Origin of the sequence: Bacillus sp. ISL-34 (assembly GCF_018613325.1) — a bacterium.
Taxonomy (GTDB): Bacteria; Bacillota; Bacilli; order Bacillales; family DSM-1321; genus Peribacillus.
Window position 1 is genome coordinate 55,929 of record NZ_JAGGQJ010000031.1, and the last position, 26,964, is coordinate 82,892.

30 protein-coding genes, 1 pseudogene and 2 riboswitches are annotated in these 26,964 nt (G+C 40.2%); of the genes and pseudogenes, 21 read left to right on the plus strand and 10 right to left on the minus strand.

Features of this window, described 5'->3' with window-relative positions:
- Positions 1-44: 44 nt before the first annotated feature.
- Positions 45-198, minus strand: a riboswitch (SAM riboswitch).
- 71 nt (positions 199-269) lie between these two features.
- Positions 270-1,052 carry a carbon-nitrogen family hydrolase gene (locus tag J7E52_RS20690; protein WP_214750327.1) on the minus strand — a complete coding sequence of 261 codons (783 nt, stop codon included), beginning with the start codon at positions 1,050-1,052 and terminating at the stop codon, positions 270-272.
- A gap of 98 nt (positions 1,053-1,150) precedes the next feature.
- Between J7E52_RS20690 and J7E52_RS20695 the strand changes: the two genes are divergently transcribed.
- From J7E52_RS20695 to J7E52_RS20725, 7 genes and pseudogenes are all read left to right on the plus strand, one after another.
- Positions 1,151-2,323, plus strand: a complete 1,173-nt coding sequence (locus tag J7E52_RS20695) for a pyridoxal phosphate-dependent aminotransferase (RefSeq protein WP_286197964.1) — start codon at positions 1,151-1,153, stop codon at positions 2,321-2,323.
- Positions 2,324-2,453: 130 nt separating this feature from the next.
- Positions 2,454-2,606, plus strand: a riboswitch (SAM riboswitch).
- A gap of 105 nt (positions 2,607-2,711) precedes the next feature.
- On the plus strand, positions 2,712-3,944 hold the full coding sequence (gene mtnW, locus J7E52_RS20700) for a 2,3-diketo-5-methylthiopentyl-1-phosphate enolase (RefSeq protein WP_214750328.1): 1,233 nt from the start codon (positions 2,712-2,714) through the stop codon (positions 3,942-3,944).
- Positions 3,945-3,950: 6 nt separating this feature from the next.
- Positions 3,951-4,610, plus strand: a complete 660-nt coding sequence (locus tag J7E52_RS20705) for a 2-hydroxy-3-keto-5-methylthiopentenyl-1-phosphate phosphatase (protein WP_214750329.1) — start codon at positions 3,951-3,953, stop codon at positions 4,608-4,610.
- On the plus strand, positions 4,607-5,236 hold the full coding sequence (locus J7E52_RS20710) for a methylthioribulose 1-phosphate dehydratase (RefSeq protein WP_214750330.1): 630 nt from the start codon (positions 4,607-4,609) through the stop codon (positions 5,234-5,236). Before J7E52_RS20705 ends, J7E52_RS20710 begins: the two co-directional genes overlap by 4 nt.
- Positions 5,237-5,260: 24 nt before the next feature.
- Complete coding sequence (locus J7E52_RS20715) at positions 5,261-5,794, plus strand: cupin domain-containing protein (protein ID WP_214750393.1); 534 nt, start codon at positions 5,261-5,263, stop codon at positions 5,792-5,794.
- Between the two features lie 124 nt (positions 5,795-5,918).
- Positions 5,919-6,845: a CobW family GTP-binding protein gene (locus J7E52_RS20720; RefSeq protein WP_214750331.1), complete on the plus strand. Its 927-nt coding sequence runs from the start codon at positions 5,919-5,921 to the stop codon at positions 6,843-6,845.
- A 66-nt stretch (positions 6,846-6,911) separates the two neighbouring features.
- Positions 6,912-7,058 (plus strand): annotated as a pseudogene (locus tag J7E52_RS20725) (DUF2188 domain-containing protein); the annotation flags it as partial.
- A 57-nt stretch (positions 7,059-7,115) separates the two neighbouring features.
- Here the strand turns inward: J7E52_RS20725 and J7E52_RS20730 are convergent.
- Positions 7,116-7,358: a DNA alkylation repair protein gene (locus J7E52_RS20730; RefSeq protein WP_214750332.1), complete on the minus strand. Its 243-nt coding sequence runs from the start codon at positions 7,356-7,358 to the stop codon at positions 7,116-7,118.
- Between the two features lie 101 nt (positions 7,359-7,459).
- Here J7E52_RS20730 and J7E52_RS20735 point away from each other — a divergent pair, with 101 nt between their 5' ends.
- The 6 genes from J7E52_RS20735 to J7E52_RS20760 all read left to right on the plus strand — a co-directional run bounded on the left by J7E52_RS20735 (position 7,460) and on the right by J7E52_RS20760 (position 12,560).
- On the plus strand, positions 7,460-7,726 hold the full coding sequence (locus J7E52_RS20735) for a hypothetical protein (protein ID WP_214750333.1): 267 nt from the start codon (positions 7,460-7,462) through the stop codon (positions 7,724-7,726).
- Positions 7,727-7,844: 118 nt separating this feature from the next.
- Positions 7,845-8,807 (plus strand): YncE family protein, encoded by a 963-nt coding sequence (locus J7E52_RS20740; protein WP_214750334.1) that lies wholly within the window; start codon positions 7,845-7,847, stop codon positions 8,805-8,807.
- A 5-nt stretch (positions 8,808-8,812) separates the two neighbouring features.
- Positions 8,813-9,499, plus strand: coding sequence for a response regulator transcription factor (locus J7E52_RS20745; protein ID WP_214750335.1), 687 nt, complete (start codon positions 8,813-8,815; stop codon positions 9,497-9,499).
- Positions 9,496-10,911 (plus strand): sensor histidine kinase, encoded by a 1,416-nt coding sequence (locus tag J7E52_RS20750; RefSeq protein WP_214750336.1) that lies wholly within the window; start codon positions 9,496-9,498, stop codon positions 10,909-10,911. Before J7E52_RS20745 ends, J7E52_RS20750 begins: the two co-directional genes overlap by 4 nt.
- Positions 10,912-10,930: 19 nt before the next feature.
- Entirely contained in the window at positions 10,931-11,368 is a 438-nt protein-coding gene (locus J7E52_RS20755) for a FixH family protein (RefSeq protein WP_214750337.1), read from the plus strand.
- 460 nt (positions 11,369-11,828) lie between these two features.
- Positions 11,829-12,560 carry a CAP domain-containing protein gene (locus tag J7E52_RS20760; RefSeq protein WP_214750338.1) on the plus strand — a complete coding sequence of 244 codons (732 nt, stop codon included), beginning with the start codon at positions 11,829-11,831 and terminating at the stop codon, positions 12,558-12,560.
- Positions 12,561-12,721: 161 nt separating this feature from the next.
- Here J7E52_RS20760 and J7E52_RS20765 read toward each other — a convergent pair whose 3' ends face one another.
- On the minus strand, positions 12,722-13,189 hold the full coding sequence (locus J7E52_RS20765; protein WP_214750339.1) for an Hsp20/alpha crystallin family protein: 468 nt from the start codon (positions 13,187-13,189) through the stop codon (positions 12,722-12,724).
- Between the two features lie 158 nt (positions 13,190-13,347).
- Here J7E52_RS20765 and J7E52_RS20770 point away from each other — a divergent pair, with 158 nt between their 5' ends.
- Positions 13,348-14,121, plus strand: a complete 774-nt coding sequence (locus J7E52_RS20770) for an SDR family oxidoreductase (protein ID WP_214750340.1) — start codon at positions 13,348-13,350, stop codon at positions 14,119-14,121.
- A gap of 62 nt (positions 14,122-14,183) precedes the next feature.
- On the opposite strand, the gene J7E52_RS20775 is transcribed toward J7E52_RS20770, so the two are convergent.
- A complete protein-coding gene (locus tag J7E52_RS20775; protein WP_214750341.1) occupies positions 14,184-15,539 on the minus strand; it encodes an MATE family efflux transporter in 1,356 nt (451 codons plus the stop codon).
- A gap of 123 nt (positions 15,540-15,662) precedes the next feature.
- On the minus strand, positions 15,663-16,775 hold the full coding sequence (locus tag J7E52_RS20780; protein WP_286197965.1) for a mechanosensitive ion channel family protein: 1,113 nt from the start codon (positions 16,773-16,775) through the stop codon (positions 15,663-15,665).
- A 193-nt stretch (positions 16,776-16,968) separates the two neighbouring features.
- On the opposite strand from J7E52_RS20780, the gene J7E52_RS20785 reads away from it, so the two are divergent.
- Both J7E52_RS20785 and J7E52_RS20790 read left to right on the plus strand, forming a co-directional pair.
- Positions 16,969-18,057 (plus strand): undecaprenyldiphospho-muramoylpentapeptide beta-N-acetylglucosaminyltransferase, encoded by a 1,089-nt coding sequence (locus tag J7E52_RS20785; protein WP_309476917.1) that lies wholly within the window; start codon positions 16,969-16,971, stop codon positions 18,055-18,057.
- Between the two features lie 52 nt (positions 18,058-18,109).
- On the plus strand, positions 18,110-18,259 hold the full coding sequence (locus tag J7E52_RS20790) for a DUF2639 domain-containing protein (protein WP_214750343.1): 150 nt from the start codon (positions 18,110-18,112) through the stop codon (positions 18,257-18,259).
- Positions 18,260-18,295: 36 nt separating this feature from the next.
- Here the strand turns inward: J7E52_RS20790 and J7E52_RS20795 are convergent, their stop codons facing one another.
- The 4 genes from J7E52_RS20795 to J7E52_RS20810 form a co-directional block, all read right to left on the minus strand.
- Positions 18,296-18,979, minus strand: a complete 684-nt coding sequence (locus tag J7E52_RS20795) for an LrgB family protein (protein WP_214750344.1) — start codon at positions 18,977-18,979, stop codon at positions 18,296-18,298.
- Positions 18,954-19,346: a CidA/LrgA family protein gene (locus J7E52_RS20800; RefSeq protein WP_214750345.1), complete on the minus strand. Its 393-nt coding sequence runs from the start codon at positions 19,344-19,346 to the stop codon at positions 18,954-18,956. The genes J7E52_RS20795 and J7E52_RS20800 overlap by 26 nt, the downstream gene beginning before the upstream one ends.
- A 206-nt stretch (positions 19,347-19,552) precedes the next feature.
- Complete coding sequence (locus J7E52_RS20805; RefSeq protein WP_214750346.1) at positions 19,553-20,107, minus strand: GNAT family N-acetyltransferase; 555 nt, start codon at positions 20,105-20,107, stop codon at positions 19,553-19,555.
- Positions 20,108-20,440: 333 nt separating this feature from the next.
- Positions 20,441-21,220 carry an undecaprenyl-diphosphate phosphatase gene (locus J7E52_RS20810; protein WP_214750395.1) on the minus strand — a complete coding sequence of 260 codons (780 nt, stop codon included), beginning with the start codon at positions 21,218-21,220 and terminating at the stop codon, positions 20,441-20,443.
- Positions 21,221-21,538: 318 nt separating this feature from the next.
- Here J7E52_RS20810 and J7E52_RS20815 point away from each other — a divergent pair, with 318 nt between their 5' ends.
- Entirely contained in the window at positions 21,539-22,051 is a 513-nt protein-coding gene (locus J7E52_RS20815; protein ID WP_214750347.1) for an ankyrin repeat domain-containing protein, read from the plus strand.
- Between the two features lie 138 nt (positions 22,052-22,189).
- Here J7E52_RS20815 and J7E52_RS20820 read toward each other — a convergent pair whose 3' ends face one another.
- Entirely contained in the window at positions 22,190-23,212 is a 1,023-nt protein-coding gene (locus J7E52_RS20820) for an IS1595 family transposase (RefSeq protein ID WP_214750348.1), read from the minus strand.
- 201 nt (positions 23,213-23,413) lie between these two features.
- Between J7E52_RS20820 and J7E52_RS20825 the strand changes: the two genes are divergently transcribed.
- The 4 genes from J7E52_RS20825 to J7E52_RS20840 all read left to right on the plus strand — a co-directional run bounded on the left by J7E52_RS20825 (position 23,414) and on the right by J7E52_RS20840 (position 26,881).
- Positions 23,414-23,734, plus strand: coding sequence for a DUF4870 domain-containing protein (locus tag J7E52_RS20825; RefSeq protein ID WP_034311189.1), 321 nt, complete (start codon positions 23,414-23,416; stop codon positions 23,732-23,734).
- Between the two features lie 230 nt (positions 23,735-23,964).
- Entirely contained in the window at positions 23,965-24,759 is a 795-nt protein-coding gene (locus tag J7E52_RS20830; protein ID WP_214750349.1) for a hypothetical protein, read from the plus strand.
- An 89-nt stretch (positions 24,760-24,848) separates the two neighbouring features.
- Positions 24,849-25,421 (plus strand): beta-class carbonic anhydrase, encoded by a 573-nt coding sequence (locus J7E52_RS20835; protein WP_214750350.1) that lies wholly within the window; start codon positions 24,849-24,851, stop codon positions 25,419-25,421.
- A 158-nt stretch (positions 25,422-25,579) separates the two neighbouring features.
- Positions 25,580-26,881: an NCS2 family permease gene (locus tag J7E52_RS20840; RefSeq protein WP_214750351.1), complete on the plus strand. Its 1,302-nt coding sequence runs from the start codon at positions 25,580-25,582 to the stop codon at positions 26,879-26,881.
- Positions 26,882-26,964 lie beyond the last annotated feature (83 nt).

Sequence of the window (26,964 nt, forward strand, 5' to 3'; positions counted from 1 at the left end):
AAGCCTCTTTCATATAGAAAGAGGCAGAAGTTTTGGCTTCGGACCTCTTATCTTCCAGAAAATGAATTCTGGTGGAATTAGCACCGTGCTCTGTGGATTTTATAATCCGGCGGTGAATCCGCCCCATTTCACAATGGTATTACAGTCGGTTGCTGGGCTTCATAGGGCCTTTATCCCTCAGCCTGCTCTTGATAAGAGTAAATGTTTTCTGAAATTTTAATCTTCGGGAAAATAATATCAACTTTTTAAATAGTTTGTCAATGGGTAAATTAATAAAAATCAGGACGGCGATCTTCGAATACAGGTATTTTGTTACGTGCTTCCGTAACTTTATTGAAGTCCAAGGTGCCTGTCAAGAGTTCGTTTCCTTCTCCGGCTTCACTTATGATATTCCCCCATGGATCAATAATTAAGGAATGACCGGCAAATATATTATTGACATCCGAACCTGAACGATTAACGGCCACAACATAGGCTTGGTTCTCGATGGCACGGCTAATCAATAAGGCCCTCCAGTGATCGAGTCTCGGCTTTGGCCATTCAGCCGTTACAAATAGAACTTCGGCGCCTCGAACGGTATGGGCTCGCTGCCATTCAGGGAAACGGATGTCATAACAAACGAATCCAGCACATATTTTTTCATCAAGAGTAAATAAACCATCTTTTTCTCCTGGCTGCAGGAAATGATGTTCATCCATTAACTGAAATAAGTGAAGCTTATCATATTCTTTAATGAGATTTCCCTGTTTGTCGATGATGATCATGGTGTTATAGATTCCTTTGCTTGTTTTTTTCGCAACGGAACCGCCTACGATGTGAATCTGGTGTTTCTTTGCCTGTGTTTTAAGGAATTCAATCGTTTTTTCCGCCTCTTGATCAGCAATCTCATTTAATCTGGTCAAGTCGTATCCGGTTGTCCAAAGCTCTGGTAAAATGACTATATCGGGTTTTGACCGTGCTGCTTTTTCCATCCATTGTTCTGCAACCTGAAAATTGATAGCTGGTTGCCCGAATGCTATATCCATTTGAATACAAGCTATTTTCCACTTCATCGTTTAAAACCCCCACATGAAAAAATGCTTTACAAGACTATGATAAACATATATCATTTGTGACTAGAATTTCAAGAAATTTCAGAGAAGGTGTATATATGGTGCAATTCGAAAAATCCGGACAGCTTCAGGACCTGCCAAAGCAGTTTTTTGCCTCACTAGTCGCAAAAGTCAATGCCATCACGGAGCAAGGACATGATGTCATTAATTTAGGCCAGGGAAACCCTGATCAGCCGACACCAGAACATATCGTGAAAAGTTTGCAGTCTGCCGCTGAAAAAACGATTAATCATAAATATTCGCCATTCCGGGGACATCAATATTTAAAAGATGCTGCTGCCGTCTTTTATGAACGTGAATACGGTGTCAAGCTGGATCCGAATAGTGAAGTGGCGATTCTCTTCGGGGGAAAGGCAGGTCTTGTCGAACTGCCGCAGTGTTTATTGAATCCGGGTGATACGATCCTTGTTCCAGATCCCGGCTATCCGGATTATCTTTCCGGTGTTGTTTTAGCCCAGGCAAAGCCCGAACTCATGCCCTTGACAGAAGAAAATGATTTCCTTCCGAAATACAGTGACATACATAAAGAAGTTCTTGATAAAGCCAAAATGATGTTCTTGAACTATCCGAATAATCCCACAGGTGCTTCTGCAACTGAAAGTTTCTTTGATGAGACAGTCTCCTTTGCAAAAGAGCATTCAATTTGTGTGGTCCATGACTTCGCTTATGGGGCGATAGGATTCGACGGAAAAAAACCGATAAGCTTTCTCCAGGCGGAGGGAGCGAAGGATATAGGAATAGAAATCTACACACTATCGAAAACATACAATATGGCAGGGTGGAGAGTCGGCTTCGCTGTGGGGAATAAGAGTGTCATAGAAGCTCTTGAACTATTACAAGACCATCTTTATGTGAGTCTCTTCCCGGCGATACAAGAAGCTGCGGCAAGCGCATTGCTTGACTCGCAGAGCTGTGTAGAGCAGTTAGTGCAGATGTACGAGGGGCGAAGGAATGTTTTCATTAAGGGATTGAAGGCAATCGGCTGGGATGTCAAGGCTCCTGCGGCTTCGTTTTTTGCCTGGCTCAAGGTACCTAAAGGTTTTACGTCCGAGAGTTTTGCAGACTATCTATTAACGCATGCCCACGTAGCTGTTGCCGCAGGGAATGGATTTGGTGAATTTGGCGAAGGGTACGTCAGGGTAGGGCTGCTGACTTCGGAAGAACGGCTGAAAGAGGCTGTGGAACGGATAAGTACATTAAAATTATTTTAACGACAATGAGATATTCGATTAATTCACCCTTAAATAGTTAAAACTTATTGACAAAGTAGGGATTACCTGTCAGAATACAAAATAAATTCTTAATCTTTCGATACTTGAATGCAAATTATATATCAGCGTTTTCTTATTTTGAGCAGGTGGAGGGACTAGCCCTATGAAGCCCAGCAACCGACTGTAATTCCATTGTAAAATGGGGCGGAATTCTTCGCCGGATTTTCAAGAAATCCACAAGGCACGGTGCTAATTCTTGCAGCCAATGGCTGGGAGATAAGAAGATGGCTTTTTAAAGCCTCTTCTTTATGAAGGGGCTTTTGCCATTTTGAAACCATTTGAGGTCAATGACATCGAGAGTTTACTAACGTGATATAGGAGTGATCAAATGAGCGAGATAGTCGCTACTTATTTAATTCATGACTTTAATGGAAATCATGAGAAAAAAGCAGAGAGCATTGCCTTAGGATTGACTGTCGGGACATGGACGGACCTGCCCCATTTGGTCCAGAAACAACTGGAAAAACATAAGGGACGCGTCGTATCGGTGACACCGCTACCTGAAGAAGAGAGGGCAAACAGCTACTTTAATCGTAAAGTATACCGTTCGCTTATTAAAATTGCCTATCCGGCAGGGAATTTCTCCAATGATTTACCTGCAATCCTCACGACGGTCTTCGGCAAACTTTCATTGGACGGAGAAATAAAACTTATCGACTTGGATTTTGTCGGTGATATTCAAAAAGCCTTTCCCGGGCCGCAATTTGGCATTGGAGGCATAAGGGAAAAGGTTGGCGTATTTAACCGTCCCCTGGTGATGAGCATCTTTAAAGGTGTATTAGGAAGAGACCTAACATTCCATAATGAGCAACTGAGGCAGCAAGCATTAGGAGGTGTCGACCTTGTTAAAGATGATGAAATCCTCTTCGACCAGGAACTGACTCCATTTTTCGATAGAATAAAAACGGGAAAAAGAATTTTGAATGAAGTCTATGAAACCACTGGCCACCGAACTTTATATGCTGTCAATCTATCAGGGAAAACATTTGATTTATTGGATAAGGCAGAGCAAGCGGCTGAAGCAGGGGCAGATGCTTTATTGTTCAACGTTCATACATATGGTTTGGATGTATTGCAGGCCTTGAGTGAACATGATCGTATCAAACTGCCGATCATGGCGCACCCCGCATATAGCGGGGCATTGGCATCTTCATCATTTTACGGGATCGGCTATCCATTATTGCTTGGTAAATTAGTAAGGTTATCAGGTGCGGATTTATCCTTGTTCCCATCCCCTTATGGAAATGTCGCACTTGAAAAAAAGGAGACCTTGGCGATTGCTGAAGCTCTGACAAAAGATGAACTTTCTTGGGAAAAAGCCTTCCCTGTTCCTTCTGCTGGCATTCATCCGGGCATGGTACCGGACCTAATCAAGGATTTTGGGATCGATAGTGTGATTAATGCCGGAGGTGGAATTCACGGGCACCCTGATGGAGCAGAGGGCGGGGCCAAGGCTTTCCGTTCTGCTGTGGAAGCCGTTCTAGCAGGAAAGGACCTATCTGAAGCGGCGGCTGAGGAAGAATCACTAAAAAAAGCTCTTGTGTTATGGGGAGGCCTATAAGAAATAATGAAACCGATCATCTTTTGTGATTTTGACGGAACGGTCACCAACACGGATAATATCATTTCCATCATGAAGAAATTTGCGCCTCCGGAATGGGAAGCGTTGAAAGACGGTGTCCTTCAGCAAAAAATCAGTATATCTACAGGAGTAGGGGATATGTTTTCCCTGCTTGATAGCGGCTTGAAGGATGACATCATCCAATATGTAAGAAAGACGGCCGGTATCCGTCCAGGGTTTTATGAATTCGTTGAGTATACGAAACAAGCCAACATCCCTTTATATATTGTAAGCGGGGGCATGGATTTTTTCATTGCACCGCTTTTAAATGATATCTTGCCAACTGAGTCCGTTTATTGCAACAATGCATTTTTTGATAAGGAAAAGATTTATATTGAATGGCCACATGCTTGTGATGATCAATGTACTAATGATTGCGGGTGCTGCAAGCCATCCATTATGAGGGAAATTGCGGGAGCGGAAGATTTTAAATTCGTTATTGGAGATTCAGTAACGGATTTTGAAGCTGCAAAACAGGCCGATTTTGTCATAGCCCGTGACATACTGCTTGAAAAATGTGATAGGGAAGGAATTCCACATCAAGGATTTGAAACATTTTTTGATGTAATTGACATTTTAAAGCAGCAGGAGGTGGTTAAAGCATGAACAATCATTCTAAAGAATGGCAGGAGCTGGCAGATATTAAAGCTGAATTGGCCGAAAGGGATTGGTTTATGGGAACTAGCGGGAACTTGTCCATTCGGGAGCCCAAAAGCCCTTTATTTTATATTACGGCAAGCGGTAAGGATAAAAGGAAGCAATCGGATTCGGACTTTTTACTGGTGGATTTAAAAGGAAAACCAGTAGAAGAAACGAACCTAAGACCATCGGCCGAAACTTTACTTCATACAGTCATTTACCGGAAAACAAATGCGAACTGTGTACTTCATGTCCATACAGTTGAAAATAATGTGATATCCGAATTGTACGGAGATGAAGGCCAAGTTTCCTTTCGTAATCATGAAATCATTAAAGCGACCGGTCGGTGGGATGAAGATTCGGAACTTCGGATTCCAATCATATATAATCATGCTGACATTCCGCTCTTATCCGAGAAGTTCAAGACACATGTCGAAGAAGACTCTGGCGCCGTGCTGATCCGCAATCATGGTATTACGGTTTGGGGTAAAAGCGGACTCGAAGCAAAGAGAATACTTGAAGCGTGCGAATTTTTATTTCAATATCAATTGTTGCTTAATCAACAAAAGGCGTTTGCAGGTACTTTAAGATAAACACTCATAGAGGAGGAATGAATGATGGCGACGATCAGATTCCATGAAACAAACGAGGTTATTGAAAACGGTGAACAGGTAAAAGGATTTTTAGAAACACAAGGGGTTATTTATGAGCAATGGGACATTTCCAAATTACCGGCCCATCTTGTGGAAAAATACGATCTAACGGATGCTGAAAAGGAGGAAATCCTTGTGGCATTCCAATCAGAGATAGCGGAAATCTCCGAAAGAAGAGGCTATAAAGCGCATGATATCATCACATTATCCGATGCGAATCCGAACTTGGATCAAATGCTTGAAAACTTTAAGCAGGAACATCACCATGAAGATGATGAAGTTCGTTTCATAGCAGGCGGAACGAGTATCTTTGCCATTGAAGGCAAAGATAAACAGTGGTTTGATGTGCGCCTTAATCCAGGAGATCTAATTAGTGTACCAGAATCAACAAGACATTATTTCACGCTTGCAGAAGATAGGAAAACTGTTGCTGTCCGTATTTTCGTTACAGCGGCTGGATGGGTGCCGATTTACGAAAAAGACGAAGTTCAAGCATGAATCAATGTTGAAAAACCAGCTTACGGGCTGGTTTTTTTATATGGTCCCGGCAAGTGCTTTAGTAAGATAAGTATGATAAAATTTAACGGAATCGAATTTAACCGGATCATAGGAGCAGATAAGAATGAAAACAACCGAAGTGTACATATTGGGCGGCTTTCTCGGCAGCGGGAAAACGACGCTTCTTCGAAATATATTAAAACAAGAAAGTGAAGCGGGAAGAAAAGTCGCCGTTCTTTTAAATGAGCTCGGCAGTGTATCGGTTGACAGCGGACTCATTGGTGATGGAGTGCCTCTGAAGGAGTTGTTTGACGGGTGCATCTGTTGCACAATTCAAGATAAACTGGAGGTTCAGCTTCATGAATTGCTAACAGAAAATGACCTTGATGCGGTTTATATTGAAACGACGGGCGCAGCTCATCCAGTTGAAGTATTGGATGGCATCATGTCGCCGATTTTCGCCAAAAGGCTGGAGTATAAAGGGATTATCACGGTCGTCGATTTATTAAGGTGGCGCGATCGGGAGGAACTATCTCCGCAGCTTCGACAGCTGCTTGCCGAGCAAATCCACCATGCCGATTTCATATTATTGAATAAAGCGGATTTAGTAAGTGAGATGGAGGCCGCACGGCTGATATATACAATACAGGCGCTGAATATGGAAGCTGTATGTTTATTGACGGAGTATGCAGCCGTTTCCTTGATGTCATTGCAAGGGATGCAAAGAAAACGGCAAACTGGCCATCAAAAGCTTGATGTGCATGACCATTTGCATTTAACTGCAGTCGTTCATACATTTGAAGGTGCCGTGGCACAAACCGACTTTGAAGAGTGGCTTAGGTCCCTGCCGGAAACGGTCTATAGAATGAAAGGATACATTTCCTTTACACATTCACAATACCCCCATTTATTTCAATACTCCTACGGAATGCCGATGTATATGAATGAAATGATGAAAATGCCATTGAATATCGTCATGATAGGGGAAAAGTTGGATAAGGAAATGTTGATCGGTCAATTGAAGGATTTGGAAGCGAAAGCGGCCCGATAAACGTTTACCGCCCATATAAGAAGGGAAACATAAAAAAAAGACTTTCTTATCAAGGAGGCGGTATTAGTGCCATGGAATAAGAACGATTACCCAAATTCGATGAAGAATCTGGATAAAGATGTCAGGGAAAAGGCTATAGAAATCGCGAATGCATTATTGGATGAAGGATATGAGGATGGAAAAGCCATTCCAATTGCCATAGACCGGGCTAAGATGTCGGTGGGAAAAGATTGAAAAAATGGTCAGACCCATTTGTGGGTCTGACCATTTTTATTCTTGCATTCCAAAGGCGGCAAATGTCTTTTCGTCTTCTATTAATCCGCACGCAGCACATTGCACCCGAACTTCAGGACCATTATATGCTAGATGGAACGGCTGAAGGGAATCGTTCGAATATTGTTCAACGATCTCACCGGATTGCGGATCCTTTTTAATGGGAGTTGCTACTTGCTGAATGAGATTGAAGCGAGATTTATTTGTCCGGCAATTCGGACAGCGGTATACTTGAGACATTGTACTCACTCCTTTTTTGAATTTTAAATCGTATTATTAAGATAGTCTTTACAAACTTGATCATTAATATGTATAAATTAGTAATGGATGGAAGGGATACTATGAAAGAAAATATCAGGCAACAAGAATTACTCGTGGCTTATTTAAGCATATGGAACAATCGTAAGGTGACCGATGGAGGAGGAGGGGAAGTGTTGTCGGAACTCATCCGCCGTGAGCTTTTGGATGAAAATGCCCATCCCCGTGCCCGAAAACCAGTATTGGAGAAATTTTACCTCTCTATTAAACGCGTGATGGAGTCTTCGCTTTCGGAAGAAATGAAAAATGCAATCGTCATGCTCTATATCACTGAATTGGAAAGATTATGATTTCCGATTGTGATACTGATGCTTGTTAGCAAATATTCTTTTCTGCTTCATACTTTTTTCACAAATCATTGTTAAAATTTTTAAAAAATAGATATTTAATGAATAAGGAGCTTAAAATATGAAGTGGGGCATTTGGCTTTTTCTTGCCATCGTACTGCTTACTGGGTGTAATAGCGGTCATGCATTTACTAAAATCAATAAAAGTGAATCTTTCCTGGCGACTGTCAATATCAAGGATACTTCTCTGACTTTCATGGATGAAAACTATCATCCATTTGCAAAATGGGATATTTCAGAACCATTTACCGGAGCCCTGCTCTTGGCAGACAAAAATACTATCCTGCTTTATGGAAAAGAGATGGAGAAAGTACAAGTTTACTCTTTATCAGCAGGAAAACTGATAAACAGTTGGGAGATTGGGAAAGGAATCGTCAATATGCAGTTGTTACGTGATGGAAAAAGCATTGTGGCGGTCAATCAAGCGAATCACTCCATTCATTTTTTAAATGCTGATGGGGAGGAACAGGATATTGTCAAGGTTGGTAAAAGCCCCTTGACCGTTCTTCAAGGAGAGCAAGCGAATCGTTTGTATGTTATTAATTTTGGTGATACCAAATGTTCAGTGATAAATCTTGAAACGAAAAAGGTCGATTTCGAATTTCCCGTACATAGTTCAAGCACAGGCACATTATTAAGGGAAGAAAAGGATGAAATTTGGATCGGGGGACACGGTGATGGGGACCAAGTGGAAGAAGATCTATATATTTATTCGGCAAAAACGGGAGAGTTGAAGAAGAAGCTGAAGGCCCCCACCATGCCGATAAAGTTTTTGGAGAATGCTGAAGGGATTTTTGTCCTTAGTCATGGTACAAGCTCCTTATATAAATTGAATGATCAATATGAGGAAGTGAAAAGCAAAGTGGTCGGGGTCAACCCCTTTGAAATGGCGAACTTTAACGAAGACGTGGTCGTGGCGGGATATGATAGTGATGAAGTGTATGTAATGGATGCTGAAACAGTCGATGTTAAAAAAACGATCAAAGTCGGCGAAGGTCCGTTCCAATTGATGTTGAGGGAGTAGATGACATGCATGCTTACACCATTTTAGTCGTGGATGATGAAGAAGATATGCGAAATCTAGTTGAAATGTATTTGCTGAACTCAGGGTATCGATGCCTTCAAGCTGCGAATGGTAAAGAAGCTATTAGTATGGTTGAAACAAAGGAAGTGGATTTAATCCTATTGGATATCATGATGCCAGGTATGGACGGATTCTCCGTTTGTGAAGAGATTCGTGAAAATTGGGAGATCCCTGTGATATTTGTCAGTGCGAAAGGTGAAGAATGGGATAAGGTGAAAGGGCTAAAGCTTGGCGGCGACGATTATATCGTCAAGCCGTTCAATCCAGGAGAATTGGTCGCAAGGGTCGAAGCTGTATTGCGAAGAACAGGGAAATTATCATTGAATGAAGAGAATCAAAACCATGTCCGATTCGGTAAAATTAGCCTGAACTTACAATCCAGAACAGTTTTGGTGGAAGGGAAGGCAATCAATTTAACCTTGAAAGAATTCGAATTGCTTTTATTCCTCATGCGTCATAAAAGCCAGGCACTCAGCCGTGAACAACTGCTTGAAAATGTATGGAGCGGGGAGTATGGAGGATCTTTACGTACCGTGGATACCCATATCAAAACGTTACGAATGAAATTAAGAGCGGCCGATTACATTCAAACCGTCTGGGGAATCGGTTATAAGATAGAGGAAAAGAAATGATCAATAAATGGCGAACCCTCTCATTTAAATTATGGCTCACCATCATCACCGCCATCATCCTATCCGTACTGTTCGCTTACTCCCTTTCTCAATATTATTACAAAAATCTATATGTGGAGAAGCTTAAAACAGATTTAGTCAATGAAGCGTCATTGCTAGGGGCGGATTTTTCCGGCGGTGAAATCAGCGATGACTTCAAGGAAAAAGTTGAATGGTTTAACAGTAAGAATGACAGCGAGGTCTTTGTCGTCAACAATCCCAGGGAATTGAGTGCCTGTCTGCCTTTTGAAATCAATTATGACACCCTCATTTCTGAAGAAGAAAGGCAAATGCTTTTAGATGGGAAAGCCGTTGAAAAAGAGGGATATGAGAAAAGGTTTGAAAAGAACATCGTAGCGGCGATCATACCCCTGATTGACGAAGATCGCCTCGAAGGTATCATCTATACATATATTCCAGTAGACTCCATTACGGTCTTACTTAAGGAATTTGCTGCAAAGTGGTTGGCTGCGGTTCTATTATTCTTGATTGTCGCGATATTTTTTACGACAAAATGGTTGAAAAAGCTAGTCAGTCCGATCAAGGAAATCGAGACTGCAGCGCATCGTGTTTCAGAGGGGAATTATGACATACAGGTCAAGGTAAGGAGCCATGATGAAATAGGTAAACTGGCAATAGCCTTTAATGATATGGCCAATTCCATCCATTTGGAAGAAGAAAGAAAAAAAGAATTTCTTGAAAATGTTGCACACGAGCTCAGAACCCCGCTTAGTTACGTAAAGGGATACACGCAGGCCATATTGGATGGTGTCGTGAAAAATGATGAAGAACAACGGAAATACCTTCATCTCATTTCAAGGGAGGCACTTAGGCTGCAGCGGCTCGTGGGAGATCTGATGGACTTATCAAAAATGGAAAGTGATCCATTCTTGTTAAATAAAATACCGATTGCCTATGCGCAATTCATTGAAGACGTTCTTGTGAAATATGAACCGATAATAAAAGAAAAGCAATTGGGCTTGCAGCTAGATCTGGATCCAGATCCGATTATTTTTGGGGATGAAGGGAGGATGGAACAGATCCTGCATAACATTTTGGATAATGCCATTCAGTACACGGATCCTGGGGGGTCTATCCATATTACCCTAATTCAGCATAAAGATGATTGCGAACTGCTGATTACTGACACGGGTAACGGGATTCCGGAAGCGGATCTGCCATATATCATGAATCGTTTTTACCGAGTGAACAAAGCACGCAGCCGTTTTGATGGCGGTTCAGGGCTTGGACTGTCCATTGTCAAAAAATTGGTGGAATTGCAAAATGGTAAAATTGAAATAGAAAGCAAAGAAAAAAGGGGAACAAAAGTCAGGGTCATCCTACCGGTTATAAAAGAAGAATGGAATTCATAAAAAGGGGATACGTTCAAAAATGAAAAAAATCGTGTTATTTTGCATGGCGTTAATTTTTTTGGCTGGATGCGGCAAGGAAGAGGAAATTCCGAAAATGTTAAATGTCGATTTAGCTGTCGATCCAATTCAGGGTAAAGTGAATGAGCCAGTGAAATTTCAGGCAAAAGTGACATATGGGGACGAAGTCGTGACAGATGCAGATGATGTCAGTTTTGAAATTTGGCTTGCGAATAGCGATGACCATGACAAGATCGCAGTAAAACATAAAAGGAACGGCATATATGAATTGGAAAAGACTTTTGATGAAGAAGGAACCTATTATGTATATGCCCATGTAACAGCAAGGGATATGCACAACATGCCAAAGAAAGAATTCGTCATAGGGAAACCAAGCACTCCTGAACAAAATGGCGGAAAAAAGGAAATGGACGAAATGGATGATGAAGAAAAGAAATGATGAATGTCCATCAAAACAAAAAACAATTCGGAAGTGAATCCGGATTGTTTTTTTATTTGAAATATGGTTCAAGACAATAGGGTAGAAATGATCGGGACAAAAGACGGAAGCGTCGAAGTTAAATCGAAAAATTTGTAACATAAAAGTAAAGAAAGTCATAAAATGTTGGTTAAATACGATATGTCAACAAAAAGTTATTAGTATTCAATGGAAATGGTTCTATGTAACTACCATTGACAAGTAATGCCTGGAAAAATATGAGTATATATACCAATGGAAGAAACATAGATAGGTAAAGCATTCTTGCAAGATTTGTCTGAAACTTTGATAAAGATATTTTCACTTTCGTATCCTGTTAAATTCGATGGAAATTGATGGTGCATTTATTACAAAAAGTGCATGTTATGATAATTCCAGAAGCAAAGACAACACAAAACGAACATCACAGGAGGAAATACGAATGAAAAAGAAAATGTTTATGTCAGCAGCAGCGGCTGCAGCTATTATATTCACAGGAGTAGGAGCTAACCAAGCTGAAGCAGCCAACTGTGATACTGTTAAACAAGTAACTTATAAATCTATGAATAAAGAGGATATGCAAAAAGTCCTTAACCAATACCTAACTAAATACAATATCACTTTACCTGCAGCGCAGGCACAACAAAAACCAGTTCAAACACCAGGTCAAGAAGCTGGAACAACGAACCAAGCAAAACCTGAAGCAAAGCCTGAAGCAAAACCTGAAGCAAAACCTGAAGCACCGGAAGTAACACCTGATAAATCAACTGATGAAAAACAAGAGACAAGCTCTGAATTAAGTGCTTTTGAACAAGAAGTTGTTAAATTAACTAATGCAGAACGTGAAAAACAAGGTTTGGCAGCTCTTAAAATCGACACTGAGTTGAGCAAAGTTGCACGTATCAAGTCTCAAGACATGAAAGATAATAACTACTTTGATCACAATAGCCCAACTTACGGCTCACCATTCGATATGATGAAACAATTCGGAATCAGCTATACAACAGCTGGCGAAAACATCGCACAAGGTCAACAAACACCTGAAGAAGTGGTACAAGCTTGGATGAATAGCCAAGGACACCGTGAAAACATCATGAACTCCAGCTTTACTCATATCGGAGTAGGTTACGTGGAATCTGGTAACTATTGGACTCAACAATTCATCGGAAAATAATAGATTAATAGAAAAGCGCATCCCATTGATTTGGGGTGCGCTTTTTTTGCGAGAATGGATCATACCATTTCATGGAATGGTATCTCTCGGAATCTAAAAAGATTGGAGCAAAACATAACAGGAACCGCCCCTTATCATAAGTAGGGTCCATGTGAAGCAACTTAAATCTCGGATACATCGATTTCTGAATACTGTGTGTTGAAACTTTTCTGAAGACGTATTTCCAACGTTGATTCTTTATATTGGGCTGATGCCCCTTTTTTCTTAACAAGTGCGGGGAGTGTTATGACATGTCGATCCGACTCTTCAGGAATCCCCTCGATGATGGATTGGTTAGAAGTATGGTAAAGTTTCATTTTCTTTAGCCAAGATTCATCTTCTATGGGTATTCTTACAAAGACATATAAGTGGGTTTCAAATACATCGGCATGTAAAGGATGTTCAGATCTGGCATTTTCTTTTTGTGAGCGGCCATCATTTTGGTTCATCATACCTTGCATATTGTCAGGGATCACTTGTGAAAATACTTTTTCAATGAATGATTGTACATCACTTTGCTGCATATTTTTCATAAAGTCCTTTTGGTTCGGATTATTCTTAAAAGAAAAAAGTGAATTCCAGGGAAACATATTGAATTCCTCTCTCCTGCTTATGGTCTGACAGGTTTATTTGTTATATTTTATGCAGCTAAAGCCCATAGGTTCTTTTATATAATTACTAAATTATAGAAAATGGAATAAACATATGTATAATTAAGTAAAATCCATTAGATAAAGAGGGTGAGCCTGTGGATGAAAAAGTAGCTTTTATTACTGGAGGAGCAACGGGAATCGGCAAAAGGATGGCATTTTCACTCGCGGATAATGGAATGTCCATTATCATTACATATCGAAAAAGTAAAAAGGCAGCTTTAGCATTAGTGGATGAATTACAGGAAAAGTACCATGTTAAGGCACTTGCGATTCAAGGTGACTCGTCAAGTGAAGAAGATTGCCGGAATATTTTGCAAAAGATTTTGGAGGCCTTTGGCCATGTTGATATCTTCATTCATAATGCAGGGCCATATATGCATGATCGTAAACGCATGACTGAATATGGCAGTGATGAATGGAAGTACATCATGGATGGAAATTTAAATGGTTTTTTCTATTTTGCGAAGGAACTTATTCCGCAAATGCGCAGTAGAAACTGGGGCAGAGTCATTACATTGGGGTTTGAACGGTGTGAAACTGCGCCAGGTTGGATTTATCGTTCTGCTTTTGCCGCGGCAAAGAGCGGCTTGACCTCCTTGACAAGAACTTTAGCTGCCGAAGAAGCTACAAATGGCATCACCGTGAATATGGTATGTCCTGGTGATATCGTAGGTGAATGGAAAGAGGCGGAAATCAGGGGCGCGAAAGCAGAAAGGGATGGTACGGTTCCAGTCGGCAGACCGGGTACAGGCGAAGATATAGCGAGGGTCATCACGTTTCTTTGTGATGAAGAATCAGATTTCATTACCGGCAGCATCATACCGGTAACAGGTGGTAAGGATGTTCTTGGGAAGATATATAAATCCTAGCTATAGGGTTTATATTCAGAATGAAAAAGGGTGAGGCCGGTGTAATCCAGCCCCACTCTTTTTTACGCCATTTTTTTATATTTCACTTGCTGTATGAACCGTAAGCGAGCCGCCAAGCCTATAGCTCCGAGAGCCAAGCCGGAAATTAAGCCGATCCAATACCCAAAGGCTCCCATATCGGTATACTTTGCAAAGAAAAAGCCAATGGGAAGCCCGAGAATCCAGTAGGAGACCAGTGACATCGCAAATGTGACATTAACATCTTTATATCCACGCAATATACCCTGAATGGGTGCCTGGAGGGCATCCGATATCTGAAAGAAGATCGCATATATTAAAAAATGTGACGTCAGCATCATTACCTCATGATCTTTAGTGTATAAAGAGGCCACAGGTTCACGGAAGAGGAAGAGGATGTTCGACAAAACGAGCGACATCGTCAAGGCCAGCGAAATGCCAATCCAGCTATACACTTTGGCATCTTTATAACGGGTTGCCCCAATTTCAAATCCAATGACGATCGTCAATGCCATGGATATACTTAGCGGTATCATATAAAGCAGGGAAGCAAAATTCATGGCAATCTGATGCGATGCAATCGTCACGGTATCATACTTACTCATCAAAAGGGTGACGGCCGAGAAAATGCTTGTTTCAAAAAAGATAGCCAGCCCGATGGGTACCCCAATCAATAATAGAGACCGCCATTCTTTCCAGGAAACCCGGAAAAATTCACTGAAAACCTTATATGTCGAAAATGGGTTGATTTTTATCACAACAAGGATGGCCACCAGGGCAATTAACCAATAAGTAATGGCAGTGGCATACCCGGAACCGACACCGCCAAGTTCGGGGAATCCAAGCTTTCCGTAGATTAACAGATAATTAAATAGGACATTTACGGGGAGTGCACACAAGGTTATGATCATGGAAATCCTGGTCTGCCCCAGAGCATCAATGAAGGCCCTCAATGCATTATAAACGAATAAAGGAATGATACCGAGTGAAAGGGCGATCAAATAATCATGAGCAACCATGTGGACACTATCTTCAAGGTCCATGGCATTCAATACGGGGTTCAAAGAAAACGCCCCAATGATTAAAATGAACAAGGCTAAAGCGACAGCTAAATAAATGGCCTGCATCACGGAATAGGAAACGGATTTAGACTGCCTGGAACCGACCAGCTGTGAAACCACCGGCGTTAAGGCAATCAATATCCCGCTCAGCCCCGTATACACGGGTGTCCAGAGCGAACTGCCGATGGAGACGCCAGCAACGTCCTGAGTGCTGTATTGTCCCGACATCATCACATCAAAAAAAGTCATGGCATACATGCTGATTTGGGTGATCAGGATAGGTATCAATATATAAAATAACAGGCGGATCTTTTGTGATTTAGTATAAGTCTGATTCATTAAAGTACCTCAATATCAATATTTGGAATTTTCAACACAATGAAAGAATTATATCACATATGCGTGTAATGTTTTAAAGTTTTTAAGTAAAAAAAGACTTGCCGTTTTGGGCAAGTCTTTTTGTCAGTCGCGCATGGATTCAAAATCATTCATGGCTTCCATATTTGATTCTTTTTGAAGAATGAAGGCCTGGGAAGGGATGGCAATTTGTACATCTTCCTGTTCCAATATCTCCATTATTTTAAAGTTTACATCTTCTTTGATTGATAAATATCCTCCAAAGTCCGTCGCTTTCGTGAAGAAATAAAGGTAAAGATTGAAACCGGAATGACTGAACTCATCAAATTTAACAAAAATCGTTTCCGGATGTACTTCAGGATGATCAATCAGCATTCTTTCTATGTCTTTAATGACATTTTCCAATTTTTCTTTTGGTGTCGTGACATTCACACCCAAATGGAAGGCAATCTGTCTTTTGCCCATCTTGGACCAGTTGATGATTGGTTCATTCGAAAGGGTCGCATTTGGGACTGTAACTAAAGCCTGGGCAAAAGTCCGGACTTTGGTGCTTCGGAATGTGATGTCTTCAATGGTTCCCTCCACACTTGGAGTTTTGACCCAATCTCCTATGGTAAAAGGTTTTTCGGTAACGATGACGATACCTCCAAAGAAATTGCTGACTGTATCTTTAGCGGCAAGAGCGAAAGCCAATCCACCCAATCCAAGCCCTGCAACAAATCCATCGACATTAAATCCCCATTCTTCCGCAATGATGGAGGCACCAAAAGCAATGATGATTAATTTAATGATTTTCGTAAAGAACGGCATGACGATTTGATCGACTTCCAATCCGAATTTACTTACTAATTTCGGAAATAAAATGGTTAAGATCGAACTGATATTGAAAACCGTCCAAAAGAATAAAAAGACAAAAAACGATCTATATATTTTCGATCTGAATTCAACCGAAGGTGAGTCGATCGGAAAATAGTGCAGTGATATAATAACACCAATCAAAACGATAAGCCATCTTACCGGCTGTTCTATAGCGAGCATTAAGTTGGCGGCAAATTCCACTTTGCGTTTTTCTGCAATTCGTAGAAAGAACTTGAATATATATGTAGTAAATACTTTCCGAAGCAAAAGGAAGATTAGAAAAATGCCAATGGAAATTCCTAATTTGGTCCAGGCTTCGATTCCATCAAATTGATCGAGTGATTCAGAAACTTCTTGCAATGTATTACTCCTCCAATGTATCTTGTAGTATTGTAGAATACTAAGATTATAATATATTCATGCTGAAAAAGGAAAAATTATCGATGATTACATTTATCATGGGGATTTTGCGGTTCACTGAATACTTTTTCAAGTTATTAATGGCAAGGATATATGGTAATATGGATGCAAAGTGATTTTTTAAGTTTGGAAGGTGGAAATATTGACTAAGAAAATAGTATTTACCGGAGGCGGTTCTGCCGGTCATGTATCTGTTAATGCAGCAATCATCCCGGAATTTTTAAAGCATGATTGGGATGTTACTTATATTGGTTCAAAAAAAGGAATTGAAAAAAATATTATCGAAACGGAATTTCCCGAGGTCCGTTATGAAACGATTTCCGTTGGGAAATTCCGGCGTTATCTATCTGTTGAAAATATGAAAGACCCTTTCCGGGTCATAAAAGGGATTTTTGATGCACGAAAAATATTGAAAAAGACCAAGCCGGATTTCATTTTTTCTAAGGGTGGATTCGTTTCGGTACCAGTCGTTTTGGCAGGCAGGATGCTGAGAATACCGATTGCGATACATGAATCGGATTATACGCCTGGTCTGGCTAATAAGATTGCCATGCCACTTGCATCGAAGATTTTCACTACCTTCCAGGAAACGGAAAAAGACCTTCCGAAAGAAAAGGCCATGTATCTTGGCGCTGTATTGCGCGATGGGATTTTTAAGGGAAACGCTTCTGCTGGAAAGGCATTTTGTGGATTCACGAATAACAAACCGGTGTTACTCGTCATGGGCGGCAGCCTTGGGGCCGTTAAAATCAATAATTTGATTACGGATAACCTAGATGCCTTATTAAAGGATTACCAGATTATACACATTTGCGGGAAGGGAAATGTGAAAACGGAATTGAAACAAAGGGGATATGCTCCTTTTGAATTCGTACATGAAGAATTATTCGATCTTTTGGCTGCAACTGATGTCGTTGTGTCAAGGGCAGGTTCAAATTCAATCTTTGAATTCCTTGGTTTGCAAAAGCCGATGCTGCTTATCCCTCTAAGTGCCAATGCATCCCGTGGAGATCAAATCCTGAATGCGTCAAGCTTTGAAAAGCAGGGCTTTTGTAAAGTCATTCAAGAAGAAGAGCTAAATGACCGGATTTTTAATGCTACATTAGCGGATTTATTGGAACTATCGGATGAATATCAGGAGAAAATGCGTCAAAAACGCCCATTCAAAACGGCAGCTGAAATGTATGAATTATTACTTCAAGTAATGGCTGCAAAAAAATAAGTATCAATCCCCTCTATTCAGCATATCTTTTTCGAACAGAGGAGGGGGTAGAATGGCTTATGAATATTCCAAAGGATGGTTCATTCAGCAGCTAAAAGCCGCAGGGATTAGCTATCATCCAATTGAGAAAAAAAAGCTGGAGCTGTATAAAACCTATATTCTTAGGCGTTTATACGACGATCTGCAAAAAAGAAAATCATAACAAAGAACCGCAACGTCGTTGACGTTGCGGTTCTTTTTATAGGAAATTACTTATAAAAGGAAAGAAACAGGAAATAAGGATACCTGCAATAGCCATTGCCGCACCTGCGACAGCCCCGGTAAACTCACTTTCCTGGGCAGCTTGAGCCGTTCCGAGACCATGAGCGATCGTACCATAAGCGATACCGCGTGCGAAGGGCATCGTGATGTTGAGTTTATCCATCATTTTTGGAGCGATCATCGTACCCAGCACCCCAGTCAAAATGACGAAGGCTGCTGATATATTGGAATTTCCGCCATAAAGTTCCGTGATTTCAACAGCGATGGGCACTGTAATGGATTTAACCGCCAATCCTTGGAGTATGAATTGCGGAAGTGAAAATGCTTTAGCGATGGCGAAGGCAATGATCAATGTGACCATAAGACCAAAAATCATGCCGCTAATTGCCGGCATTGCATATTTAACGATTATCTTTCTATTTTTATAAAGTGGTACGGCCAAAGCAACGGTAGCCGGTCCCAGGAAATAGGTGATGATGTCTTTTCCCGGTGAATAATCTTCGAAGTCCAAACCGCTGATCAGCAATACGAGAATAATTGTAACCGTACTGAAAAATACGGGCGTAGTAAAAGGTGATGGATGTTTAGCATAAATTTTTCTTCCAATTATATAGGCAAAGATGGTTATCAAGATGCTATAAGTTGTGATGAGCGCTGTCATGCTGCTTAACCTCTCCTCTATGGGATAGCTTCTGAACAGTCCAAGCTGAAACGATGAATCCTAATATAAGGCTGATTCCCAATGTAAGTGCCAATGGCAAACCGAATTCAATGAAAAACCATCCCATGGTCATTAAACTGATTGAAATGGGTATGAAGAAAAAGGCTAGGTGCTTTACCAAAAATCCTGAAGTAAGTTCGATCCACTCGACCTTTATAACCTTCGTCTGTAATAAACCGAATAACAGAATCATGCCGATGACGTTGCCTGGAATAGGTAAATGAAGTAAATGGGCTAAATAATAGCCAAGCTTGCAAATGATGAGCAGGATGATAAGCTGCACGATAAAAGCAAATGTTTTTTTCATGATTAAGTCCTTTCAATGCCGCTTTGAATATATGGTTGAATTGGTCAATTGTATTCATTATAAAAAAATATCCCTAAAAAGAATAGGGATTTGCAGCAATCTATCTTAAACATCCTGTGTAAATGGAAAAAAGAGCTTTCCAGGTTTGGAAGCTCCGGCCATTATATGAAAAGTTAAACTAAAGCCATATTGAAATGTTCTTCGCTTTATGCTTCAAGTAACTGCTGTTCGTCATCATCATGCTGTCTAAGGATATGAAAGGTGTATAAATCTTTAGGGATTTCATACAAATCGTAGATATCGCCTTCATGATTGATCTGATCATAAAGGGATTTTCTTGTTTCGTTGGCATTGACGGCATAGGGAAGCTTTTCTGCGGCTTTTATAGAGCGGATATTTTTTTTGCGAATACGCATGAAGACCGTTTCCAAACCGAGCTCGAAAAAAAGCTCTTTGAAGAAAGCGTCTTTTGCTATGGCATTATACCCTTTTCCATGATAAGGCTTGCCAAGCCATGTGCCTAAGAAACCTGCACCATTTTCAATATCGTATAAAGAAATACAACCGATGGGATTTTCCCATTCATCCAAGATTGTTCGTGAAATGAGTTGCCCAGCATCTTCGGCTTCGATCGTTTGCTTAGTAATGAAAACATATTCTTCATATGAATCTACCTTATGGCGCACGAAAGGGAAGACATCTGGATGCGTCATTTGTTCATAAAGAGAAAAACAATCAGAGAAATCTCTCTTTTTTAACATTTCCGTCCCTCCGTTTGAGGGCAGTTCTTATGCGTAGTCGCTGCCCACCCTCGAAATTTTTTAAGTCGTTCATCAAAAAATTTCGGGGTGGGAATCGAACCCACTAGAACCGGAAACCGGTGGCGCACCATTTGCCTTCCCTATTTTTATTGTCAGAAATTATGCAAATCTAAAGACCCTTACGAAGGTATAATACTAAAAAAAAAACGGTTTGGGAATAGGTTTTTTGCCTTTTTTTTTCGTCAAATTTCAACTTTTTCTTGAAGGGTGAAATCGTAAGGCAAACGTCTGCATTTTTCCATGAAAAACTGATTTTTTCGCCCGCTTTTTTCTTTAAAATTTACCTGTGAATTGCATGAATAAAATGATTGCGCCGAGGGCCCACACATAAATGGAGAATATTTTCAGTGAACGCTTTTTTAAGAAATCGATCATCCATACTACGGCTATATAACCAAAGATTGCTGCGGCCAGGGTTCCGACGAAAAGCGCAGTGAGTGGAAGCCGTTCAACTTCTCCTGTAAAAATCGGTTTCATCTGAAATACGATGCCACCCGTAATGGCAGGAATTGAAAGCAAAAAGGAAAAATAGGCTGCAGTGGCCCTATCCAATCTGCAGAAGAGGCCGGCAGCTATCGTTAGGCCGGAGCGCGAAAGAGCAGGCATGATGGCAGCAGCTTGGAAGGTACCGATGATCAGCGCATCTTTTATGGAAATTTCATTAAGGGATTTGCCCCCTTTTTTCACTCCGTCCGCTACCCATAAAATCAGTCCGGTCGCTAAAAATTCCCAGCCTATGGTCACACCTGTTTTTGAAAGGCCATCAAACCAATCCCCGAGTAAAATGCCGGCGATCACTGCAGGGATCGTCCCAGCAATGAGAAGCAGAGTCATTTTGGAGAAAGGATTTTTCAAAATGGCAATAATGTCATTCTTATAGACGACCAATAATGCCAGCAAGGTGCCGATGTGGAGCATGGTATCCAGAAAAATGCCGGCCTCGTCAAGATGGAAGATATGCCGTCCTAAATATAAATGTCCAGTACTTGAAATAGGTAAAAATTCAGTCAAGCCTTGAATGACCCCAAGGATGAAGGCTTGAAATTCATTCAGCAAAAAAACATCACTCCATTCTAGAAGGTATAGGACAATCCATTATTTAAACTGTATTCACAAGAATGATGAACATGTCCGGATTTTTCGTCATATGAATTGTGAATTGGTTTTATCAAGAAGGCTATGTTAAAGATAAAGGTTGATAATATCGAAAAAATATGGATGACGGGGTTTCCTATATACTGGGGTTTCTAATGTTTACTTGGATATTTATGTTAAAATAAATATAAGATTGGTCTCCGCTTAAACTACTACCGGGACAGGATAGTTAACAAGATATAGAATTACCAAATATGTTGAAAAGGAGGTCGCGTAATGAATAAACGATTAAGAAAAAAAGTAAAAAAGAAAGAAAGAAACGAAATGATATGGGCTATTTATGATGGTCAAGTAGAAAAAATAGAAAAATTGATAAGTTCTGGTATAGATATTAATGGAAAAGATGAAAGTGGATATACAACTCTTCATTGGGCGACACAAGAAGGTCAATTAGATGTCATCAAACTACTTATATCCTTATGTGCCGATGTTAATATCAAAGACGAAGAAGGATTTTCTCCTTTATACCAAGCCGCTTCACAAGGAAACGTACAGATTGTTGATTATCTTATAGATAATGGTGCTGATATCGAAATCAAGTCTAATGACGGCACTACTCCTTTGATAATTGCCAGTTGTTATGACCATCTTGAAACAGTGAAGTTGCTAGTACAAAAGGGTTCGAACATCCATTCAAAAGTGGAGGATGGTAATAATGCCCTCTCTTTTGCGGAGGAATATGGAAATAAGGAAGTTGCTATTTTTCTAAGGGAGCAAGGAGAAAAATAGTTTAATATTCAACTAACGGCTGTTTTAGTAAAAAACTGACAGTGAAATAAATGAGCTTGGAGATACATTTCCAAGTTCATTTTTTATGTAAACCATTGATGAATATTTGTGATTTTCTATTTGAGATACTTTGTAATTTTAGAAAGGGATGCTTCTAAGTCTTAATGTATCTGCGGTTTCCCAAGTTCCAAGAACACTTGATAAAATAAGTATCAGCTTTTTCTTGCTTAAATCACTTTCCATTTTCCTAATGTCCAGGAATTGAAACCACACTAAATAGAGCTGTAAATACTTCGTGGAAACGCCATTAAATCGACTTATCCATTTCTTTAGTCTGGAGTGGTAATTATTAATATTGTTAAGATGGTAGATTCCTTTCTTAACAAATTCTTTCTTACTGCCATTTATAATAATGTGTTCCAAATCGTTTTTAGCCGAATAAGATTTATATGAATTATGAGCATCAGAAATAAGCACCGTATCACTTTGGAAATGGGGTGTAAGGGTTACCTCGATTTGTTCGGTTAGAATTCTGCCTGAACCGACACGCTTTGAAAGAGTTGTTTTATTTCGGTCTCTTGCGACCAATACACAGACTTGTTCATTGGAGATACCTCTTTTTGACGCTGAACCACCACGCTTTCTTGATTTGCGAGTTTGGATAGCCTTTCGACCTTTATGACTCTCTAAGAAATAGGTTTCATCTACTTCTACTATTCCTTCAAATTCACCTACACTTTCTTTCGCAAGAGCAGACAACACTTTATGTCTCCAGTAAAAAGCAGTTACGTGAGTGATACCAACTATTTCGGCTGTATTACGAAGAGATAGCCCCTTCAACATACATTCAATAAATGCAATCCATTTGTCTGCCTTTTTTGAACGATACATAGGTGAATTTGTTAAATCACAGCTCATTTTAAGACAATCTTTGCACTTATAACGTTGGCGACCATTTCGCTTTCCATAGCGAACAACTGACATACTTCCGCAATGACGACAATGAAAGCCGTGAGAAAATTTCCTCTCCCTTAATTCACCTATTAAAGCTCCTTGTTGAGAAGCAAAAGGAGTAAAGTGGCGGGTAAGAAACCCTAAGATATACTCTTTATCCCTCTCACTTAAAGAAGAAATATCAGCTAATATTGTCGCCACTGTCATTTGAATTACCCCTTTTTTCATAAATTACAATCAGGATACCACAAATGATTAAGATTTATTCAAAATCAACCAAGAACTTTAACATAGCCATCAAGAAAGAGCAGTCCAATTTTACCTTTTTTCGAATATAATGAAAGGAAAAATGAAACTATTTTTCATTTGATTCGTAATTATTCATATGAGAAAGGAGGAGAAGACACTATGCCTACTAAAGATGAAAGAGTGTTTGCTGCCCTTATTTATGTGATCAGCTTTTTTACAGCATTTATCGGTCCTTTGGTGATTTGGTTATTGAAAAAGGACTCGTCACAATTTGTGGATTATCACGGAAGGGAATATTTGAATTTTTTCATTTCCTACACCGTATATTCAATAGTCGCGGGGATACTCACTATAGTATTGGTTGGGTTCTTGCTATTGCCGGTTATCGGGATAGCTTTAGTCGTATTCACCATCATTGCTGCTGTTAGGGCTTATGAAGGAACGGATTACAGGTTCCCGTTGATTTTCAGGATTTTATAGAATGATGTAAAAGGATTCCGTTCAATTCGGAATCCTTTTTTGAATGAACCATGTTGGGAATTGCCTTTAATTAAAAAAGGGAATAGATCACTTTAACGCGAATAAAGTATTATGATATTTAATTCTATGCACTTTTAGGAAGTGGATCCGGGCGGATTGTGGTACTGCTAATCAATGGCCGCCCTAATGGCGGCAATCTTTCTTGTAAGGAGTGAGGAGCAGAGCAGGATATGAATATACGTGAATATTATCAGAAAACGAGCAATTCAAATTTTCATGCATCTTGGATATCTCTACTTTTGGCATTTGTATTTTTCATTTTCCATATTTTTTCGATGATACCTGGCAATATTTTATTGATAACGTCTCCTTTTATTTTCTTTAGCATTGCCCAATTTGTCAGTCATCGTATATATGAAAGTCGAATGAAGGAATTGCCTGATGAACACATCGGGACGAATTCCGGGTTATTTAAAAATGAACATGTTTTATTGACTTTTATGCCAGCACCGACATTGCGCCTGCTACTCTTTGCGCCGGATGGCTCTCTAATTGGCGAGGTACGGGATTTGAATATGAAGTGGTTCATGTGGATGATTCCCAATTTCTTGTCGATGCTTTTGGCCAAGCGATATGAACTGGTGGACCATGAGGGGCGTTTGCTGGCTAAGTACCATATCAATAGTGGGCTTTTCAATAAAATGACGATCATGGATGATCAGGGCGGCATTATGGGTTCATATCAAGAAAATCGGTCATTCGTGAAAATCAATGGAATGATCTATAAGGAAGACGGTACGGAATGGATGCCCATTGAAACGCCGGGAAGTGTTAATTCTTTCGAGATTGTCACAAAAGACGGGGAAAAGATCGTTTCATACCAAGAAGGCTGGATGCCATTGGAGTGGGGGAAACGATTCAGGACAAATACACCCATACTTTCTTTTTCATCAAATGTTGCTGAAATTCCTAAAATCATCGTCTTTGGGTTCTGTGCAGCCACACTGAATCATCGTTCAAATTGACTATGGATAACCTTTAGCAAATCTTTTAAATATTTGATATAATCATAGTGAGGTACATAGATTAAATACATATTAAAAAGGTGGTAAATATGAGTTTACTTAATGAGATTCTTGATTATAATGAACAGTTTGTAGAAAAAGGTGAATATGTTAAGTATAGGACGGATAAGTTTCCTGAGAAACGTATGGTCATCATAAGCTGTATGGACACTCGGCTCGTTGAACTATTGCCAAAATCTTTGAATGTCAAAAATGGCGATGTCAAAATCCTGAAGACTGCCGGGGCAATCGTCTCCCACCCATTCGGAAGTGTCATGCGGAGTATCCTTGTTGCTATTTACGAGCTAAAGGCGGATGAAGTATTGGTCATACCTCACCATGACTGTGGGATGGCATCAGTCGATGCCGATTCTGTAGTAGAGAAGATGATCGGACGTGATATACCAAAGAGCACCATCGATACACTGGGAGCTGCAGGAATCGATATCCGCAGTTGGCTTCGCGGTTTTGATGATGTTTATGAAAGCTGTAAGAACAGTGTGGGAGTGATTAAAGGACATCCTTTAATCCCTAAAAATATTCCTGTACATGGTCTTATCATTTCGCCAGATACAGGGAAGCTGGAATTGGTAGTCGATGGGTATTCTGAAGGACAAAAATAATATATATATTTCGAGGCTGCCGGGATCATTTCCGGCAGTTTTTTTCAAATTTTTATCATTACTATTTATTTTTGTCCTTTTTTTTGTTAAAATCGCCAAGTGTAGTTTGTCACTAATACAAACGGGTGGGCGAGGGATAAATTTAATAAGGATACAACATGAAGAAATTAAACTTGGAAACGTTTTTTCATTTTTCCGAATATGGAACGAATGGAAAACGTGAAATCCTTGCTGGAGTGGTCGGCTATTTTACGATAGTCTATATTCTCATCGTGAATTCCCTGATTTTATCGGAAGCGGGCATACCGATTAATGGTGCAGTGATTGCCACGATTCTTTTATCTGCTTTAAGCTGTGTCATGATAGGACTTTGGGCGAATGTCCCAATCCTTCTCGTTCCAGGAATGGGCGTAAATGCCCTATTTGCTTATACCATGGTTCAAGGAATGGGCCTATCTTGGCAATCGGCTCTTGGTGCTGTGTTTATCTCAGGGATAATTTTTGTAGTCATCGCTTTTACAAAATACTCTAAGTTAATCAGTGATTCGATTCCAAGTTCGATAAAAGAAGCCATATCTGTTGGTCTTGGCTTATTCTTGATGCTAATCGGTCTTGAAAAGGGCGGGATAATCACAGGAGGTTCATCATCAATCGTCGCACTCGGAGATTTAAGCGATCCAGCGGTGTGTGCAACGGTGTTGACCTTTTTACTGGCAATCACGCTGTTCATCAAGAATGTCCCCGGTAATTTCATGATTACCATCCTGGCAGGCAGCCTCATTGCCTATTGGTTCGGGACGGTTCAACTATCGGAAATCCATTTTTCAGGCATAGACACAGCTTCCTACGGCGATCTCTTCTTTTCATTATCGTTCTTGGAAGCGAACCGGATTGAATTCTGGATAAGTGTATTTGCGATGACGATGGTTCTTGTTTTTGAAAATATTGGTCTTGTACACGGGCATGTAGACAGTATCAACCGCCAGGATGCCTATAAAAAGTCGCTGCAGGCGACAAGTGTGTCCGTTCTGTTATCAGGCTTATTCGGTTCTAGTCCTACCGTTGCAACTGTTGAAACGGCAGCTGGAATCGCATCAGGAGGCAGGACTGGTTTTACTTCAGTGGTGACTGGCGTGCTATTCATTTTATCACTGTTATTTATACCAGTGATTAAAGTAATTCCTGATAGCGCCATTGCCCCCATCTTGATTATCATTGGCATTTTGATGCTCGGAAACATAAAAAAGCTGAATTTCAGTGATTTAACCGAAAGCATACCTGCAATCATGATCATCACGATCATTCCTTTCACATACAGTATTGCCGATGGAATGGCATTCGGTTTCATCCTGTACCCGTTCCTGAAGCTTGTAACCGGAAAAGCGAGAGAAGTGTCAGCCCCGATGTATGTGAGTGCCGGAATGTTTATCGTCTATTTCATCATTGGTATGATCGGTTAATAATTCAAAAGAGCGGTTGGAATGAGTTAATTCTTATTCCAACCGCTCTTTTTCGTCGAAAAAAATGGATTTATTGTAATTTA

What these genes read in the sequence shown, in the direction of transcription:
- J7E52_RS20690 (WP_214750327.1), bottom strand. Translation starts at nt 1,052, where the DNA reads ATGAAGTGGAAAATAGCTTGTATTCAAATGGATATAGCATTCGGGCAA.
- J7E52_RS20695 (WP_286197964.1), top strand. Translation starts at nt 1,151, where the DNA reads ATGGTGCAATTCGAAAAATCCGGACAGCTTCAGGACCTGCCAAAGCAG.
- mtnW (WP_214750328.1), top strand. Translation starts at nt 2,712, where the DNA reads ATGAGCGAGATAGTCGCTACTTATTTAATTCATGACTTTAATGGAAAT.
- J7E52_RS20705 (WP_214750329.1), top strand. Translation starts at nt 3,951, where the DNA reads ATGAAACCGATCATCTTTTGTGATTTTGACGGAACGGTCACCAACACG.
- J7E52_RS20710 (WP_214750330.1), top strand. Translation starts at nt 4,607, where the DNA reads ATGAACAATCATTCTAAAGAATGGCAGGAGCTGGCAGATATTAAAGCT.
- J7E52_RS20715 (WP_214750393.1), top strand. Translation starts at nt 5,261, where the DNA reads ATGGCGACGATCAGATTCCATGAAACAAACGAGGTTATTGAAAACGGT.
- J7E52_RS20720 (WP_214750331.1), top strand. Translation starts at nt 5,919, where the DNA reads ATGAAAACAACCGAAGTGTACATATTGGGCGGCTTTCTCGGCAGCGGG.
- J7E52_RS20730 (WP_214750332.1), bottom strand. Translation starts at nt 7,358, where the DNA reads ATGTCTCAAGTATACCGCTGTCCGAATTGCCGGACAAATAAATCTCGC.
- J7E52_RS20735 (WP_214750333.1), top strand. Translation starts at nt 7,460, where the DNA reads ATGAAAGAAAATATCAGGCAACAAGAATTACTCGTGGCTTATTTAAGC.
- J7E52_RS20740 (WP_214750334.1), top strand. Translation starts at nt 7,845, where the DNA reads ATGAAGTGGGGCATTTGGCTTTTTCTTGCCATCGTACTGCTTACTGGG.
- J7E52_RS20745 (WP_214750335.1), top strand. Translation starts at nt 8,813, where the DNA reads ATGCATGCTTACACCATTTTAGTCGTGGATGATGAAGAAGATATGCGA.
- J7E52_RS20750 (WP_214750336.1), top strand. Translation starts at nt 9,496, where the DNA reads ATGATCAATAAATGGCGAACCCTCTCATTTAAATTATGGCTCACCATC.
- J7E52_RS20755 (WP_214750337.1), top strand. Translation starts at nt 10,931, where the DNA reads ATGAAAAAAATCGTGTTATTTTGCATGGCGTTAATTTTTTTGGCTGGA.
- J7E52_RS20760 (WP_214750338.1), top strand. Translation starts at nt 11,829, where the DNA reads ATGAAAAAGAAAATGTTTATGTCAGCAGCAGCGGCTGCAGCTATTATA.
- J7E52_RS20765 (WP_214750339.1), bottom strand. Translation starts at nt 13,189, where the DNA reads ATGTTTCCCTGGAATTCACTTTTTTCTTTTAAGAATAATCCGAACCAA.
- J7E52_RS20775 (WP_214750341.1), bottom strand. Translation starts at nt 15,539, where the DNA reads ATGAATCAGACTTATACTAAATCACAAAAGATCCGCCTGTTATTTTAT.
- J7E52_RS20790 (WP_214750343.1), top strand. Translation starts at nt 18,110, where the DNA reads ATGGCTTATGAATATTCCAAAGGATGGTTCATTCAGCAGCTAAAAGCC.
- J7E52_RS20795 (WP_214750344.1), bottom strand. Translation starts at nt 18,979, where the DNA reads ATGACAGCGCTCATCACAACTTATAGCATCTTGATAACCATCTTTGCC.
- J7E52_RS20800 (WP_214750345.1), bottom strand. Translation starts at nt 19,346, where the DNA reads ATGAAAAAAACATTTGCTTTTATCGTGCAGCTTATCATCCTGCTCATC.
- J7E52_RS20805 (WP_214750346.1), bottom strand. Translation starts at nt 20,107, where the DNA reads ATGTTAAAAAAGAGAGATTTCTCTGATTGTTTTTCTCTTTATGAACAA.
- J7E52_RS20815 (WP_214750347.1), top strand. Translation starts at nt 21,539, where the DNA reads ATGAATAAACGATTAAGAAAAAAAGTAAAAAAGAAAGAAAGAAACGAA.
- J7E52_RS20820 (WP_214750348.1), bottom strand. Translation starts at nt 23,212, where the DNA reads ATGACAGTGGCGACAATATTAGCTGATATTTCTTCTTTAAGTGAGAGG.
- J7E52_RS20825 (WP_034311189.1), top strand. Translation starts at nt 23,414, where the DNA reads ATGCCTACTAAAGATGAAAGAGTGTTTGCTGCCCTTATTTATGTGATC.
- J7E52_RS20830 (WP_214750349.1), top strand. Translation starts at nt 23,965, where the DNA reads ATGAATATACGTGAATATTATCAGAAAACGAGCAATTCAAATTTTCAT.
- J7E52_RS20835 (WP_214750350.1), top strand. Translation starts at nt 24,849, where the DNA reads ATGAGTTTACTTAATGAGATTCTTGATTATAATGAACAGTTTGTAGAA.
- J7E52_RS20840 (WP_214750351.1), top strand. Translation starts at nt 25,580, where the DNA reads ATGAAGAAATTAAACTTGGAAACGTTTTTTCATTTTTCCGAATATGGA.